Here is a 16,299-nt window from a genome sequence, read left to right as displayed (position 1 = left end):
GGTTATTATCTTGTGATAAAAACAAAATTAGGCTTTAGAATACCTAGACTAATAGTAAATTTTAATTCATTAAAAACAGATAAACACAAATGGCTTATACGGTTGCTCTTACAGGCGGAATAGGTAGCGGTAAAACTACCGTTGCTAATGCTTTTGCCTCATTAGGTGTACCTCTTGTTGATGCTGATATTATTGCTCGATTAGTGGTAGAGCCTCACTCCTTAGGACTCAATGCATTGCATCAACATTTTGGTGACTGCATTTTACTACCCGATGGCTCATTAAACCGAGCGCTGTTGCGCCAGATTATTTTTGAAAATAATAAAGAAAAATATTGGGTTAACAATCTTCTCCATCCATTGATACAGCAAGAGACTCAAAAACAGATACAGCAAATTAAAGCGCCCTATCTTATTTGGGTTGTTCCATTATTAATTGAAAATAAATTAACGCATCTCGCCTCTCGTATTCTTGTTGTTGATGTAACACAGGAAGAGCAAATAGAAAGAACCATGAAACGAGATGGCGTAAGTCGAGAGCAAGTTCTCAATATTTTAAAAGCTCAAGCTCAAAGACAAGAACGATTAGCCGTCGCTGATGATATTATTGAAAATCACGATAATAGCCAACATATGATTGAAAAAGTTAAGCAACTTCATCAGCATTACTTAGAATTAGCTCAACAAGCGTTACAGGACAATTGCCATGAGTGATGACATCACAACAATCATCTTCGAACATCCCCTCAATGAAAAAATGCGTTCATGGCTTAGAATTGAAAACTCATTGATTCAAATTAACAGTTTTAGTGCAATTGATTCATTACCCACGGCTCTCTCGTTTTTCCGTGCGATATCAGAATTTATTGAAGTACTTGATCGTGGCGAAATCCGCGCTGAATTACTTAAAGAATTAGAAAAAAGACAAAAAAAATTACAGCAATGGCTTTCATTTCCTAATGTTGATAAAGCAATTGTCACTCAAATTATTGATGAATTAGCTGAAAATGCAATTGTATTAAGTAAAGCTCCTCGCATTGGTCAACATTTGAAACAAGATAAAGTCATCAATTTAGTTAAACAGCGCCTAAGTATTCCTGGTGGATGTTGTAACTTTGATGTACCGGCATTACATTTGTGGTTAAGCTTACCTCAAGCAATTCGTGATGAAAGATTACAAAACTGGCTGACGGGGTTATTGCCATTACAAAATGCATTAAATAGTTTACTTATGCTTATTCGCCAATCAGATACATTTAAGCCCGTTCTCAGTCACCGTGGTTTTTATCAAGACAGTGCTGAAGAAGCTGAATTGTTACGTGTTAAAATAGCCATCGAACACCAAATCTATCCTCAAGTCTCTGGGCACAAAAATCGCTATGCGATCCGCTTTTTACCACTTGATAGTGAGAATGGAACAGTACCTCTAGATCTACCTTTTGAGATCGCTTGTTGCTAACATTATGTTTATTGATATGAGCATAAATCGCACCAATGAAATCTAGGAGAGATAATGAGCGAAGAATTAGTTGTAAAATGTCCAACCTGTCAAACAGAGGTTGTTTGGAATGAAAGTAGCCCTTATCGCCCTTTTTGTAGTAAGCGTTGCCAACTTATTGATTTAGGTGAATGGGCTGATGAATCAAAGCGTATTCCAAGCCAAAGTGATATTAATGATAGTGATGATTGGAGTGAAGCTCCGCAATATGAGCCTAAAGACATCTAACTATCTAATTCTACACATAAAAAATAGCCACTCAATCGAGTGGCTATTTTATTTATAAACGCTTATTTAACACTATTCTACTTTTGCAATAATGCCACAATGGTGCGGTTTGCAGGTGGGAAATCATCAGCATTTAACGATCCAATAGATGTCCACTTAAATTCTTGTCCTTCTTTACCATAGGGCTCATTATTCCATTGCGTGACTAAGAAAAAAGATAAAGTAATGTGTCTATCTGGAAAATCATGCTCTACCGTTTCAAAAAGTGAGCATTGCGTTACATCAATACCAATTTCTTCTTGTAATTCACGGAATAGCGCCTGTTCTGGAGTCTCTTTATCTTCTAATTTTCCCCCGGGAAATTCCCAAAATCCCCCCATATGCGATTTTAGAGGACGTTGTGTGATAAAGACATTATTGTGTTGATCACAAATAATACCCGCAGCAATATGTAGCTTCTTCTTATCCATTATAGACAACCTATTGAATATTAACGTCATTATAACATCTTAGTGTTATTATAACGCATATCCAACCGTGCTACTCTGGTTTTCTTTCCCTTGCTATCTTGATTAATTAACGATAAATAGGTAACAAACCAAACTGTGCTAATGTTTGGCAAATAATCCCTACGGCACCAAAAGCGATAACTGAATAAATTAATCCTTTACCTCCCCACACTTTAAAGCCTGAGTTGGGAAATTTATCTCGCGCTTTCAGTGCCATAACTGCAGGACAGATAATTGCCCAGATACAAGCAGCCGTACCTGCATACGCAATTGCAATATAATTGAAGGTTCTTTATTAACCGACTTATTTTCTATTTTTTAGTCCTTACTAAAATAAGGATAGGGCTATCACATTGCACGAGAGCCATTATTATTGTGGAGTATTATTTATTTGATAGGTTTTAATATAGCAGTAAAGTGTCTTAACACAGGTGGTTCATATTCGAATTCAAGACCTTTAATTCAACGTGTGCTGCTGTTGTGTCAAAATGGAAATGAGAAATAAATACAGCATTTTTCGCTTTTCCATCTTTTTGTTTATCTTTTAATAATACTGGAAAAAGAATATTAAATATATTTTGGATAAAAATCACACTGTTTATAATAAATGATATATTAACGTGATCATTATCACCTATTTCAAAATCAAATAAAATATTTTTATAATTTAAACTTCCATTGATAACACCAAGTGGTAATACATGTATTTAAATTGCATTTTCACTGAATAAAAATGATATTAAAACAACCATAACTTTTATCATGATTAATGATTTAACAATAAAGTCCTAATCTTTTAACCTCCCGTTTTATTCATTTAAATGAAATAACAATTCATGAAATATTTATTCCAAAACAAAACATTAATAAACTTATAAACAACAAATGAAAAGCTAATTAGCACTTTATTTTTATATCTTTGAATCTCCTCTCATTATTTATCTTCTCATTATAAAAAATGAAAAAATTTTAATTAACATTACTGAATTGATGATAGTTTAAGCAATAAGAAAAATAACACTGAAGATTATCACTATGAAAATCAATACACTAGACACCCTTTAAATTAATCATTTGTTTAATCAATATAATTTGAGATGTTAATCATTTTAGTTATATCGCTATTTAATATCGAAAGAGATAAAAATTTATCTTTATTTCATCTATTTTTAATTTCTTTTCATATTGAGAGTGCTCAGTATTTATTATTCTAAAATTAACGATAATATAAAAACATTAATTATTATCTTTCTATATTTAAGCAATATTATTTATATTTGAATTAATACCTTTATATTGAGGTAAAATGAGAAAAAAAGTTATTTTATTAACACTATTAAGTGGATTATCAACCACTGGATTAACAGCAAATGACACCGGTTATTTAGGCTCGATGGGAGAATCGCGGCGCGCATTACAAGAGAGTCAACGTGAAATAAATCAACTTATTGAACAAAATCGCTATCAACAACTTCAAGAAAATGCATTAGAGGTTTCACCTTCCCCCACACTTATTACTGAATCAGAACATTGTTTGCCTATTAATGGAGTTTATGTTCAAGGAATTACTTTACTTGATGAAAAAGATCTTGATTCCTTAACACCATTACCAGAGCAATGTATAAAAAGTGCTGACGTTAATCGTTTAATCAAAGAGTTAACTCAACGTTATCTTCAACATGGTTATATTACTGCCAGAATTCAATTTTTACGTCCTAATCAAGAACAACAACTTGGGTTGTATGTTATTGAAGGTTTTATTGAAAAAATAGAAGGTGGCGATCAAGGCGTTAACACCGCATTACTTTTCCCTCATGTTGAAGGAGAACCTCTTGAACTCTCAAAATTGGATCAAGGGCTTGATCAAGCAAACCGCTTACAATCGAATAAAGTTAAATTAGATATATTGCCTGGTACGCAATTAGGTGGCTCCATTATTCAGCTCTCCAATCAGCGACAAGCACCATGGCACCTAAATATTTTGAGTGATAATTATGGACAAAAAAACTCGGGGCGCTGGTTAGTTCGAACGAATGCAAGCTTAGACAGCCCATTTGGGTTATCTGATTTTGTTAGCTTAAACGCTAGTATTACCACTGATAATCCCAATACACGTTTTAATCGTGCTTACACCTTACTCTATTCTTTACCTTATGGCGCATTGACATTCAGTACTTTTGGTAGCTATTCCGAGTATGAATTTCATCAAGCATTACAAACACGTACCGTACGTTTGTCTGGTGATACAACACAAGTTGGTTTAAGGGGCGATTACGCGTTTTATCGTAGTCAAAAGCAGATTGATACCTTAAATATGCAGGTAACACATAAACGGATACGTAACTATTTCAGCCAAATTCGCCTTGATTTAAGTAGCCCTGCACTTACAACAGTAGAGCTAGGTATCAACCATTTACATATTATTCAAAATGGTGTTATCAGTGCGAATTTAAGTGCAGAAAAAGCCATTGGTTGGTTTGGTGCAGACGAATCACCTCGTATTGCTAATGGCAATGGTAATGACTATCGCTTTACAAAAGTTAAGCTTTTTGCCAATTGGCAACATCGTTTTGCTATATCGAATTCTACATTTTTATTCAATAGCGCCTTCTTTGGCCAATATAGCCCTGACACCTTACCGGGAGTGGAATGGCTAAGTTTAACGGATAAAAATGCGATCCGCGGTTTTGATCAAAGTACACTTTCTGGCGATAACGGCGGCTATTTGCGCAATACGCTTTCTTATCCTTATCGAATAAATACCTTTTCAATCACCCCTCGAATTGGCCTAGATGCAGGTCGTGTTCAACAACATGGCAACTATGAAGGATGGCGTAGTGGTTATGGACTAAGTTCAGGCTTAAATCTTCAATATCAAAAAGCACAATTCGATATCGAAGTCGCTAAGGGGCATTTGCTTTACGACCAAACGAATTCCAATAAAACCAAAGACCCTACTCAAGTGTTAGTTAGATTTTCATATTTATTTTGATTCACACTCATAGCAATAAACGGAGAAAACTCTATGAAATCAAAAAACTTCAAGCTCTCTCCTTCGGGTAGGCTTGCTGCATCTTTAGCGATTATTTTCGTATCACTAAATGCATATGCTGGCGGTATTGTTCCTGATGCGGGCAATCAAGGACCAAATGTTTCATCAGTTAATGGTGGTACTCAAGTCATTAATATCGTTACACCGAATAACGAAGGTATTTCTCATAACCAATATCAAGATTTTAATGTAGGCAAACCTGGCGCAGTATTTAACAATGCCTTAGAAGCTGGGCAATCACAACTTGCTGGACAACTCAATGCCAATAGTAACTTAAATGGACAAGCTGCTTCTTTAATTTTAAATGAAGTTGTTAGTCGAAATCCTTCATTCTTATTAGGTCAACAAGAAGTTTTTGGTATAGCGGCGGAATATGTACTTTCTAACCCAAATGGAATTACCTGTGATGGATGCGGTTTTATCAATACCAGTCGCTCTTCTTTAGTTGTAGGTAATCCACTGTTTGAAAATGGTGAATTAAAAGGTTATAGCACGCTGAATAATACAAATTTACTTTCTATTGGTAAAAATGGATTACATGCACCTCGTCTTTTAGATTTAATTGCACCTCGCATTGATAGCCGAGGTAAAATAACCGCAGCTGAGATTTCTGCATTAACAGGTCAAAACACGTTCTCTCAACGCTTTGATATTCTTTCATCACAAAAACCCGCGTCTGCTTTAGATAGTTATTTCTTTGGAAGTATGCAATCTGGTCGTATCCGTATTATTAATACCGCAGAAGGAAGTGGTGTTAAATTAGCCGGTAAATTTGTTGCTGATAATGAATTAAGTGTTAGAGCGGACAATATTCAAACGGATAGCCAAGTTCGTTATGACAGTTACGACAAAGAGGGTAGTGAAAACTATCAAAATTACCGTGGCGGTATTGCTGTTAATAACAGTGGTTCTAGCCAGACTCTGACAAAAACAGAGTTAAAAGGTAAAAATATCACTTTGGTCGCTGATAATAAAAACCAAATCAAAGCCTCTGATTTAATGGGTGATGATATTTTATTGCAAGGCGCCCATTTAACTGTTGATGGCAAACAGTTACAGCAAAAGGACACCGATACCGACAATCGTTGGTTCTATTCTTGGCAATATGATGTCACTAAAGAAAAAGAGCTAGTACAGCAAGTTGGTAGCCATATTGAGGCGAAAAATAGTGCAACATTAACAGCGACTAAAGGTGATGTCACACTTGAAGGTGCAAAAGTTAATGCAGGTAATACTCTGGCAATTAATGCCAATAAAGATATTAATATCAATGGATTAGTTGAAAAAGAAAATCGTAGTGAAAATGGCTATAAACGTAACCACACTTCTCGTTTAGAGACAGGAAGTTGGAGCAATAGCCATCAAACAGAAACCTTAAAAGCAAGTGAGCTGACCGCAGGTAAAACACTAGGTTTAAATGCCGAAGGGTCTGTTACCGCTCAAGGCGCAAAATTACATTCTAATGAGAATGTTGTCGTCAACGCTAAAGAGAACATCAATCTTAATGTTCAAAATACCAACAATGATAAAACCGTAACCGACAATCATGTTGTTTGGGGCGGGATCGGTGGTGGTAATAATAAGAACAATAACAACAAACAAGAAGTCAGCCATTCAACACAATTAACGGCCAATGGACAACTGTTACTTGCAGCAGATAACAGTGTCAAAGTTACAGGCAGCCAAGTAAAAGGCAACCAAGGCGCATTTGTTAAAACGACTCAAGGTGATGTTGTTATTGATAATGCGATTAGCGAAACCATCACTAAAACAGATGAACGTACAGGCACTGCATTTAACATCACTAAAAACTCCCACAAGAATGAAACTAACCAACAGCATTCAACTGGTAGTGAATTAGTTTCAGATGCAGAGTTAACTGTGGTCAGCGGCAAAGATGTTAATGTGATTGGTAGCTTAATAAGAAGTGCCGACGAGTTAGGTATTGAGTCTTTAGGTGATATCAACGTTAAATCTGCACAACAAACCACGAAAATCAATGATGAAAAAACATCATTAGAGATCACTGGTCATGCTAAAGAAGTTGAAGACAAACAATATAGTGCTGGTTTTCATATCACTCATACATCCAATAAAAGCAATAGCACAGAGACAGAACAAATCGGTTCTACCCTCAGTGGTGGCAGTGTTAAAGTTCAAGCGGATAAAGATGTCACTTTTGCTGGTTCTGACTTAAAAACAACAGCAGGTAATGCCACTGTTTCAGGTGACAATGTTGCTTTTGTTTCAACAGAAAACAAAAAAGAGACTGACAGTACAGATAGAACCATTTCAGGTGGATTTAGCTATACCGGTGGCGTTGATAAAATCGGTAACAAAGCTGATTTCCAATATGACCAACAGCATACAACAACCGAAATCACCAAAAATAAAGGTAGCGAAACGCAAGTTGCGGGTGATTTAACTATCACTGCAAACAATGATGTAACGCACCAAGGTGCATCACACAAAGTTGATGGCGCTTATAAAGAATCGGGTGAAAATATCAATCACCTTGCTGCCAATGATAGTGCAACATCTAAAACAGATACTTTAAATATCGGTATCGATGTAGGTGTTAATCTTGATTATAGTGGTGCTACTAAACCAATTAAGAAAGCTGTAGAAGACGGGATTGATACCACAAAACCGGGAAGTAATACGGATTTAGATAAAAAAATCACCGCTAAAGATGCCATTAACAATCTTGCTAACTTAAGTAATTTAGAAGCACCTAATGTAGGTGTTGAAGTTGGAGTGAAAGGTGGTGGAAGCCAGAAATCACAAAACGATACCCAAGCAATTTCAACATCAATTACTGCCGGTAATATTAATACTGACAGCAATAACACCTTACATGACCAAGGAACTCATTATCAATCAACTCAAGGTGATGTTGCGCTAACTGCTAACACTCATACTAGTGAAGCAGCGCAAAATAAACACCAACAGTCCTTCCATGAAACAACGGGAGGTGGTCAAGTTGGTGTCAGTACCAAAACAGGCTCTGACATTACCGTAGCAATTAAAGGTGAAGGTAAAACCACTGACACTAGTTTAACGACAACAAAAGCCGAAGGTAGCCAGTTTAATTCAGCTGGCAATATCAATATTAATGTACGTGATGATGCGCACTATGAAGGCACTAAATTTGATGCTCGCGATGGCAAAACTGTCATAAATGCAGGCGGTGATCTAACGCTTGCACAAGCAACAGATACTCATTCTGAAAATCAACATAATGTAAATGGTAGTGCAAACCTGAAAGTAGGTACAACACCAGACAGTAAAGATTATGGTGGTGGCTTTAACGCAGGTGGGACAAATCATCAAAAAGATCAGACAACAGCGAAAGTGGGTTCAGTGAATGGCTCACAAGGTATTGAGTTAAATTCAGGTCATAATCTGACTTTGCAAGGAACTCATTTAACCAGTGAAAATGATGTTGCTCTGACGGCAACGAATAAAGTTAATTTCAAAGCAGCAGAATCTCAACGTACTGAAACAGGTAAAAACTTATCAGGCGGATTACAAGCAGGATTTGGCCAGAAAACGGGAGAGAAATCCTCTTCTGTCAATGGGTTAGGTGGCGCTGAATTTGCTATTGGTAAGCAAGATGAGAAAACAGTTTCTCGTGACGGTGGAACAATTGCTAATCAAGGCAATTTAACCGTTAACGGTAGCTCTGTTAATCTTCAAGGAACTAAAGTTAATAGCAAAGATACGCAATTAACTTCTCAATCTGGTGACACCACACTGATATCAGCACAATCCACGGATTACAAAAGTAATTGGGGAACAGATATCTCTTTAAATGGCAAACAAACCAATACCACGCCAAAAGAAGTGACCGAAGAAAACCCAGCCACCTCTATCCATAATATTGGTGGCAAAGTTTTAGTACACGTTGAAGATCAACAAAAATCTACTCACCAAAATGCCTCCGTAGAAACTGGCTCCTTAACTATAAATAGTGACAAAAACCTCGCTCTTTCTGGTGCAAATGTTTCCGCGGATAATATAACGGGTAATGTAGGCGGTGACTTTACGGTAACGAGTCAAAAAGACAGCGATCGCCACGTTAATGTTGATGTAAATGTTGGTTACAACCACAACAATGATCCTAAATCTAGCCCAGTTAATAAAACCGCTGAAGCAGGTGGATCACTATTAGAAGACACTATCAAAGAAACTATTGATTCAGGTATTAAATCTGCAACTGATGTTATCTCTGATAAATACAATTCACTTTCTTCTGCTATCGCAGATAAAACGGGTATCAGTGGCGAAACAAAAACCAAAATTGATAAAGGCGTTGGTACAATAGGTAATGGTATCAAAAATATCGTAACAGGCGCTGAAGGCCATACGGCGAACGCGGATATTAAAGTTTCTCATATTGATAATGATGCAGTTACCCAAACCACAACCTTAACAAGCAAAAATGCTATTTCATTAAATGTAAGTGGTACAACTCAACTTACAGGCGCTGAAATTAAAAGTGAGCAAGGCCTGGTTGATTTGGGCGGTAGCAGCGTTCAATTAAATAATATTGAAGGCCATCAATATGAAGCCGGAGCAGATATTGATCTGAAATCATCTGCTGTTGATCTCGTGAAACAACTTGCAGGTGGTGACTTATCATTAAAATCACCTGTTAAAGTTAATGAAACAGTAAATACAAAATCATCTATTTCTGAAAAGTAATAGACACATGATAAAAGAGTAATGCCTATTCTTTTGTAAACTAAACCCGCTTGTTATTACAATAAGCGGGTTTTATAGATCAATTCAAAATAAAAAACAGAATACAATCTGTAAATAACAAAAAAGACCCACTGATGACTGAGTGGATCTTTTTTAATCAGTGCATTACACACTTGTTATCAGGATAAATAAATTAACCTAACTGACCATGACAATGTTTAAATTTCTTACCTGATCCACAAGGACATGGTTCATTACGACCCACTTTTTTACCTGCAGCCACTTGACCATCAACTGCTGACATTTGAGACTCTTTTGTCACTTCATGGCTTAATTGTTGCTGTTTAGCTAAACGCTCAGCTTCTTCACGACGACGGCGTTCTAACTCTTCAACTTCTTCAGGTAAACGAACTTGTACTTTGCTTAGTGTGCTGATCACTTCATATTTCAGTGATTCTAACATATTAGCAAACATCGCGAACGATTCACGTTTGTACTCTTGTTTTGGATCTTTTTGTGCATAACCACGTAAATGGATACCTTGACGCAAATAATCCATTGCTGCTAAGTGCTCTTTCCACAGTGAATCTAGCGTTTGTAACATCACGCCTTTTTCAAAGTTACGCATCATTTCAGCACTAACGATCTCTTCTTTCGCTTTATAAACTTCGATAGATTTTTCTAAAATACGCTCACGTAATGTTTCTTCGTGTAATTCAGGCTCTTTATCTAACCACTCTTTGATTGGAAGATTTAAATCAAAGTCTTTTTGTAGACATGCCGTTAAACCTTCAATATCCCACATTTCTTCCAGTGATTGAGGTGGAATATAGTTATCAATCATTGAAGTGAAGACGTCTTGACGAATGCTATCGATAGTTTCGCTTACATCTGCCACATCCAGTAATTCATTACGCTGAGTATAGATAGCACGACGCTGATCATTCGCTACATCATCATATTCAAGCAGTTGCTTACGAATATCAAAGTTGCGGTTTTCTACTTTACGCTGTGCGTTGGCAATTGCTTTAGTTACCCAAGGGTGCTCAATCGCTTCGGTCTCATTCATGCCTAATTTACGCATCATGCCAGACACTTTGTCTGAAGCAAAAATACGCATTAAAGAGTCTTCCATAGACAAATAGAAACGAGAAGAACCTTCATCCCCTTGACGACCCGCACGACCACGTAACTGGTTATCAATACGACGAGATTCATGACGCTCAGTACCAATAATATGTAAACCACCTGATGCTAATACTGCATCATGGCGCTCTTTCCATTTAGCTTTGATTTCTTCGATTTGCTCTTCCGTTGGCTCTTCAAGTTTAGCCACTTCAGTTTGCCAACTCCCCCCTAACACGATATCAGTACCACGACCCGCCATGTTAGTTGCAATAGTTACCGCTGAAGGTAAACCTGCGTTAGCAATAATATCCGCTTCCATTGCGTGGAATTTCGCATTCAGCACGTTATGGTGAACATTCGCTTTAGTCAGCGCTTTAGAAATCTCTTCTGATTTTTCAATTGAGATAGTACCAACAAGTACAGGTTGGCCATTCTTGGTACGCTCACGAATATCTTCAATAATGGCTGCAAATTTACCTTGCTCATTCATATAAACTAAGTCAGGAAGATCTTTACGCACCATTGGACGATTAGTTGGGATAACAATGGTTTCTAAGCGATAGATAGAGTTAAATTCAAATGCTTCAGTATCCGCAGTACCCGTCATCCCTGCTAACTTTTCGTATAAACGGAAATAGTTTTGGAATGTGATTGACGCTAATGTCTGGTTCTCATTTTGGATCTTCACACCTTCTTTTGCTTCAACGGCTTGGTGTAAACCATCGGACCAGCGACGGCCTTGCATTGTACGACCAGTATGTTCGTCAACAATGATCACTTCGCCATCTTTAACGATGTAGTCAACATCTTTGGTAAACAGTGCATGAGCACGCAGTGCCGCTGTCACATGGTGCATGAGCATAATATTAGCTGGTGAGTATAAAGACTCGCCTTCTTTCATCATGCCAGCATCGGCTAATAACCCTTCAATTTTAACCAGACCGCGTTCTGTGATATTCACTTGACGTGTTTTTTCATCAACAGAGTAATCACCTTCGCCTTGGAAAGTATCTGAATCTTCTTTTTCTTGAGAAACCAAATGAGGGATCACTTTGTTCATTTGGATATAAAGCTCAGAGCTATCTTCTGCTGGGCCTGAAATAATCAGAGGTGTACGTGCTTCATCGATTAAGATTGAGTCAACCTCATCCACTAATGCGTAGTGTAATTTACGTTGAACACGCTCTTGAGGACTAAATGCCATATTGTCACGTAGATAGTCGAAACCGAATTCATTGTTCGTACCATAAGTGATATCAGCATTATAAGCTTCGCGTTTTACTGGTGGCGCCATATTTGGCAAGTTGATACCAACGCTTAAACCTAAGAATTCAAACAGAGGACGGTTATTTTCGGCGTCACGTTGTGCAAGATAGTCATTGACAGTAACAACGTGAACCCCTTTACCTGATAGCGCATTTAAGTATGCAGGTAATGTTGCCGTTAATGTTTTACCTTCACCTGTGCGCATTTCAGCAATACAACGTTCATTTAGAACCATACCACCAATTAACTGCACATCGAAGTGGCGCATACCAAAGACACGTTTACTTGCTTCACGAACAGTCGCAAACGCTTCTGGTAAAATATCTTCTTCTTTTTCACCGTTTTTTAAACGCTCACGAAATTCATTTGTTTTCGCTTTTAGCTCAACGTCGGTGAGTTTTTCAAACTCTGGCTCTAGTTTATTAATTTCATTAACAACTTTTCGCATACGACGGATTGTACGATCATTACGACTACCAAAAATTTTGGTTACAATTTTACCTAACATAAATCTTTATTCTCATTTATGGCGTGAAACGCCGAAAAAAGCCTCTGTATCGATAAACAGAGATAATCATAATCTTATTAGATTAAGTGACCCAATTAAGCTGTTAGGTAAGGCCCTGCACGAATACCGCGGATTTGTGCAAGCCATAATCCGGTATGATAAGAATTTGTATTCTGTACTAAAACATAGCCAGAAAGAGGAAGGTTGCTTAATGCAGATGATGGAGTCTCTGTTAATAAGGCATACAGCGTATCAAGCATAACCGCTGCAACATTAGAAACAGGTAACGGTTCATCTTTTACTTTAACCATCAATTCTGGTGAATTAATGGTGAATGCAAAAGAGAGCTGTTTAATCACATTTTTTACTGCGTGTTGTTGCCAGTAATTAAAGGTGAAGGATGAAGCAGGATTCTGTACACTTTGACGTAAGAATAAGTTATCAAACGCAATAAGTGCCTGACTTTGACGGTTTTGAGATGAAGGGGTATCAGTTTGCTGTGGATTCTCGGCATGAGCAGACAACAGCGAAGGTATTCCAATACCTGCTGCTACCATCCCTAAAAGCAGATGCGACCAAAAATATCGCCTGCCAAACTGTCGCCAAAAACTTATAATGCTCATTAACCTTCGTTGCTCATTAATTTTTATTTTGTGGAGTCAAAATCTATGCGGGATAGTTACCCACAATCATTGGAAAAAATCTTCATTGAACTTGAAGGTTCCAACAAGAGTACATTACAACTTATACAACAGCGCGCAACAATTTTACTAAAATTAAATCGCGCCGTCATGGCTCTTTTACCCGTTCCTTTACGAGATAAGTGCCGTGTCGCAAATTATCGCAACGCTATTTTAATTATTGAAGTTGCAAACGCAAGTTGGTTAACTCGCTTACGTTATGAAACCCCATCATTACTTTCTGCATTGAGACAAGAAATTTTACCATCCTTATCCTCAATAGACATCAAAATAAATCCCTCTTTAGGAATAAAACAGGAAAAAAGATCTTTAATATCATCATTAAAAGAGCAAGCACCGATAAAGAGACGTCACTTAAGTTTAGAAAGCGCACAGTCATTAAAGTATTTGGCAGAAAAAAGCCCGAAGAAATTAAGAGAGAAATTAGAACGGTTGGCTGCACTTGCCGGAGAGAGTACAAGTACAGCCAAAGATGAACGTTAATTAGAGATAATTAACGTACTTTCCTTCACAAGGAATTAAGCAAAGACCATTGAGGGAGCTTTGAAGGCTACTGGCATTTGTGCTTCGTCTTCAAATGTGACAAATTCCCATGCAGATTCTTTTGCTAATACAGCTTGGAGCAATTTATTGTTTAGTGCGTGACCTGATTTAAACGCGGTGAATTCACCAATAATGTTATAGCCACACATAAATAAATCACCGATTGCATCCAACATTTTGTGACGAACGAACTCATCTTCAAAACGCAGGCCATCATCGTTGAGAACACGATAGTCATCAACTACGATTGCGCAATCGAAGCTTCCGCCTAAACACAATCCTTTAGATTGCAGATATTCGATATCACGCATAAATCCAAAAGTACGAGCACGGCTAATTTGGCTCATAAAAGATTCAGCGGAGAAATCTAGTTTATAACGCTGTGTACTTGAATCAATGGCTGGGTGATTAAAATCGATAGTAAAATCTAATTTAAACCCATTGTATGGGCGCATCTCTGCCCATTTATCACCATCTTCTACACGTACGGTTTCTTTGATTCGAATGAATTTCTTCGCTGTACGAAGTTCTTCGATACCTGCATCAAGTAACAAGAAAACAAAAGGTGCCGCACTTCCATCCATAATTGGGATTTCAGGTGCATTCACTTCAATTACAATATTATCAATGCCTAAACCAGCCAGTGCTGCGTTTAAATGCTCAACGGTTGATATACGCACATCGTCTTCGTTAACTAAGCAAGTACATAACATAGTGTCACGAACTGATTTTGCGTCTGCTGGAAAATCCACCGGTGGATTTAAGTCAGTACGACGGTAGATGACCCCAGTGTTTGCTGGCGCCGGACGCATTGTAAGCGTAACTTTTTTACCCGTGTGAAGTCCCACACCAGTTGCTTGTACAATTCGTTTTAATGTCCGTTGTTTGATCATCATTTTATCTCGCAATGTTATCCGTCCTACCAATCATTATACTTATAATTGGCAGGACAGTTTAGCACAAAAAGCGGAGATGCCAATCTTTTTGGCGATTAATCAGCCTGTTTTCTCAAGAACGCAGGGATATCTAAATAATCCGGTTCTTTGTTTGACTGAGTAGATTGTTCGTTAACGGCTTTTGCAGCAGGCTTACTTTCTTCTACGGAAGAGAAAGAAGACATGCTGTTTTGCATTTGCTGGTAACGATTCTCCATTGCGCTTTGCTGATTCTGTTTATTAGTTACTAGGGTAATTTCTGGACGTTTGTCCATGCCAATACCTGTTGCAACAACAGTTACACGCAATTCATCATTCATTTCTGGGTCAAGAGATGTACCAATAACCACAGTCGCATTATCTGATGCAAATGCACGAATGGTATTACCCACTGTTTCAAATTCATCAAGACGTAAATCAAAACCTGCGGTGATGTTGACTAACACACCACGTGCGCCAGATAAGTCGATATCTTCCAATAATGGACTTGAAATCGCCATCTCTGCGGCTTCTTCAGCACGATCTTCGCCTTTCGCAGCACCTGAGCCCATCATGGCATAACCCATTTCAGACATCACAGTTCTTACGTCAGCAAAGTCAACGTTCATTAAACCAGGGCGAGTAATGAGTTCAGCGATACCTTGAACGGCGCCTTTTAATACATCATTAGCTGCGCCGAACGCATCTAATAATGAAATTCCACGACCAAGTACTTTTAATAATTTGTCATTTGGAATAGTGATTAATGAGTCAACGTGTTTTGATAACTCAGTAATACCTTGCTCAGCAAATGCCATGCGTTTTTTGCCTTCAAAATTAAAAGGCTTAGTCACCACAGCAACAGTCAAAATACCTAATTCTTTCGCCACTTCTGCAACAACAGGCGCAGCACCAGTACCAGTACCACCGCCCATACCCGCTGCGATAAAGACCATATCGGCACCTTCAAGTGCTGCACGTAATCCTTCGCGATCTTCCTCAGCAGCATTACGGCCTACTTCAGGATTTGCACCTGCACCTAAGCCTTTCGTAATGGCATTACCAATTTGGATAGTCTGTCCGACCGCTGTTTTACGTAGCGCTTGAGCATCCGTATTGACTGCAAAGAAATCTACGCCTTCAATACGTTCACGAACCATGTGCTCAACCGCATTACCGCCGCCGCCACCAACGCCGATGACTTTGATCACCGCATCGTTGGTTAATTCCATAGGTTCAAACATAA

12 protein-coding genes are annotated in these 16,299 nt (G+C 37.9%); 6 read left to right on the top strand and 6 right to left on the bottom strand.

The window, feature by feature from the left end:
* Positions 1-89 precede the first annotated feature (89 nt).
* From coaE to yacG, 3 genes are read left to right on the top strand one after another with little or no spacing between them, the layout of a single operon-like run.
* On the top strand, positions 90-713 hold the full coding sequence (gene coaE / locus DK861_RS08015) for a dephospho-CoA kinase (protein ID WP_109399773.1): 624 nt from the start codon (positions 90-92) through the stop codon (positions 711-713).
* Entirely contained in the window at positions 706-1,458 is a 753-nt protein-coding gene (zapD, locus tag DK861_RS08010; protein WP_109399772.1) for a cell division protein ZapD, read from the top strand. The genes coaE and zapD overlap by 8 nt, the downstream gene beginning before the upstream one ends.
* A 54-nt stretch (positions 1,459-1,512) precedes the next feature.
* A complete protein-coding gene (yacG, locus tag DK861_RS08005; protein WP_006533733.1) occupies positions 1,513-1,725 on the top strand; it encodes a DNA gyrase inhibitor YacG in 213 nt (70 codons plus the stop codon).
* A gap of 77 nt (positions 1,726-1,802) precedes the next feature.
* On the opposite strand, the gene mutT is transcribed toward yacG, so the two are convergent.
* Together mutT and DK861_RS07995 are read right to left on the bottom strand one after the other, a co-directional pair.
* Positions 1,803-2,195, bottom strand: coding sequence for an 8-oxo-dGTP diphosphatase MutT (mutT, locus tag DK861_RS08000; protein ID WP_072063371.1), 393 nt, complete (start codon positions 2,193-2,195; stop codon positions 1,803-1,805).
* Positions 2,196-2,301: 106 nt separating this feature from the next.
* On the bottom strand, positions 2,302-2,451 hold the full coding sequence (locus DK861_RS07995) for an aromatic amino acid transport family protein (RefSeq protein WP_232240022.1): 150 nt from the start codon (positions 2,449-2,451) through the stop codon (positions 2,302-2,304).
* 1,089 nt (positions 2,452-3,540) lie between these two features.
* Between DK861_RS07995 and DK861_RS07990 the strand changes: the two genes are divergently transcribed.
* Together DK861_RS07990 and hpmA are read left to right on the top strand one after the other, a co-directional pair.
* Entirely contained in the window at positions 3,541-5,226 is a 1,686-nt protein-coding gene (locus DK861_RS07990; protein ID WP_109399771.1) for a ShlB/FhaC/HecB family hemolysin secretion/activation protein, read from the top strand.
* A gap of 33 nt (positions 5,227-5,259) precedes the next feature.
* On the top strand, positions 5,260-9,993 hold the full coding sequence (hpmA, locus tag DK861_RS07985; RefSeq protein ID WP_109399770.1) for a calcium-independent hemolysin HpmA: 4,734 nt from the start codon (positions 5,260-5,262) through the stop codon (positions 9,991-9,993).
* 193 nt (positions 9,994-10,186) lie between these two features.
* Here hpmA and secA read toward each other — a convergent pair whose 3' ends face one another.
* Both secA and secM read right to left on the bottom strand, forming a co-directional pair.
* Complete coding sequence (gene secA / locus DK861_RS07980; RefSeq protein WP_072063376.1) at positions 10,187-12,895, bottom strand: preprotein translocase subunit SecA; 2,709 nt, start codon at positions 12,893-12,895, stop codon at positions 10,187-10,189.
* A gap of 95 nt (positions 12,896-12,990) precedes the next feature.
* Positions 12,991-13,518 (bottom strand): secA translation cis-regulator SecM, encoded by a 528-nt coding sequence (gene secM, locus DK861_RS07975; protein ID WP_006533743.1) that lies wholly within the window; start codon positions 13,516-13,518, stop codon positions 12,991-12,993.
* Between the two features lie 45 nt (positions 13,519-13,563).
* Here secM and DK861_RS07970 point away from each other — a divergent pair, with 45 nt between their 5' ends.
* Positions 13,564-14,079, top strand: coding sequence for a DciA family protein (locus DK861_RS07970; protein ID WP_006533744.1), 516 nt, complete (start codon positions 13,564-13,566; stop codon positions 14,077-14,079).
* Positions 14,080-14,114: 35 nt separating this feature from the next.
* Here DK861_RS07970 and lpxC read toward each other — a convergent pair whose 3' ends face one another.
* Both lpxC and ftsZ read right to left on the bottom strand, forming a co-directional pair.
* A complete protein-coding gene (lpxC, locus tag DK861_RS07965; RefSeq protein ID WP_072063495.1) occupies positions 14,115-15,032 on the bottom strand; it encodes a UDP-3-O-acyl-N-acetylglucosamine deacetylase in 918 nt (305 codons plus the stop codon).
* Positions 15,033-15,130: 98 nt separating this feature from the next.
* Positions 15,131-16,297 carry a cell division protein FtsZ gene (ftsZ, locus tag DK861_RS07960; RefSeq protein WP_072063378.1) on the bottom strand — a complete coding sequence of 389 codons (1,167 nt, stop codon included), beginning with the start codon at positions 16,295-16,297 and terminating at the stop codon, positions 15,131-15,133.
* Between the last annotated feature and the right edge of the window lie 2 nt (positions 16,298-16,299).

This window comes from Proteus sp. TJ1640, assembly GCF_003144445.1.
GTDB classification, from domain to species: Bacteria; Pseudomonadota; Gammaproteobacteria; order Enterobacterales; family Enterobacteriaceae; genus Proteus; species Proteus penneri.
Note: the sequence above shows the minus strand (reverse complement) of the source record. Positions and strands in the feature narration are given on the sequence as shown.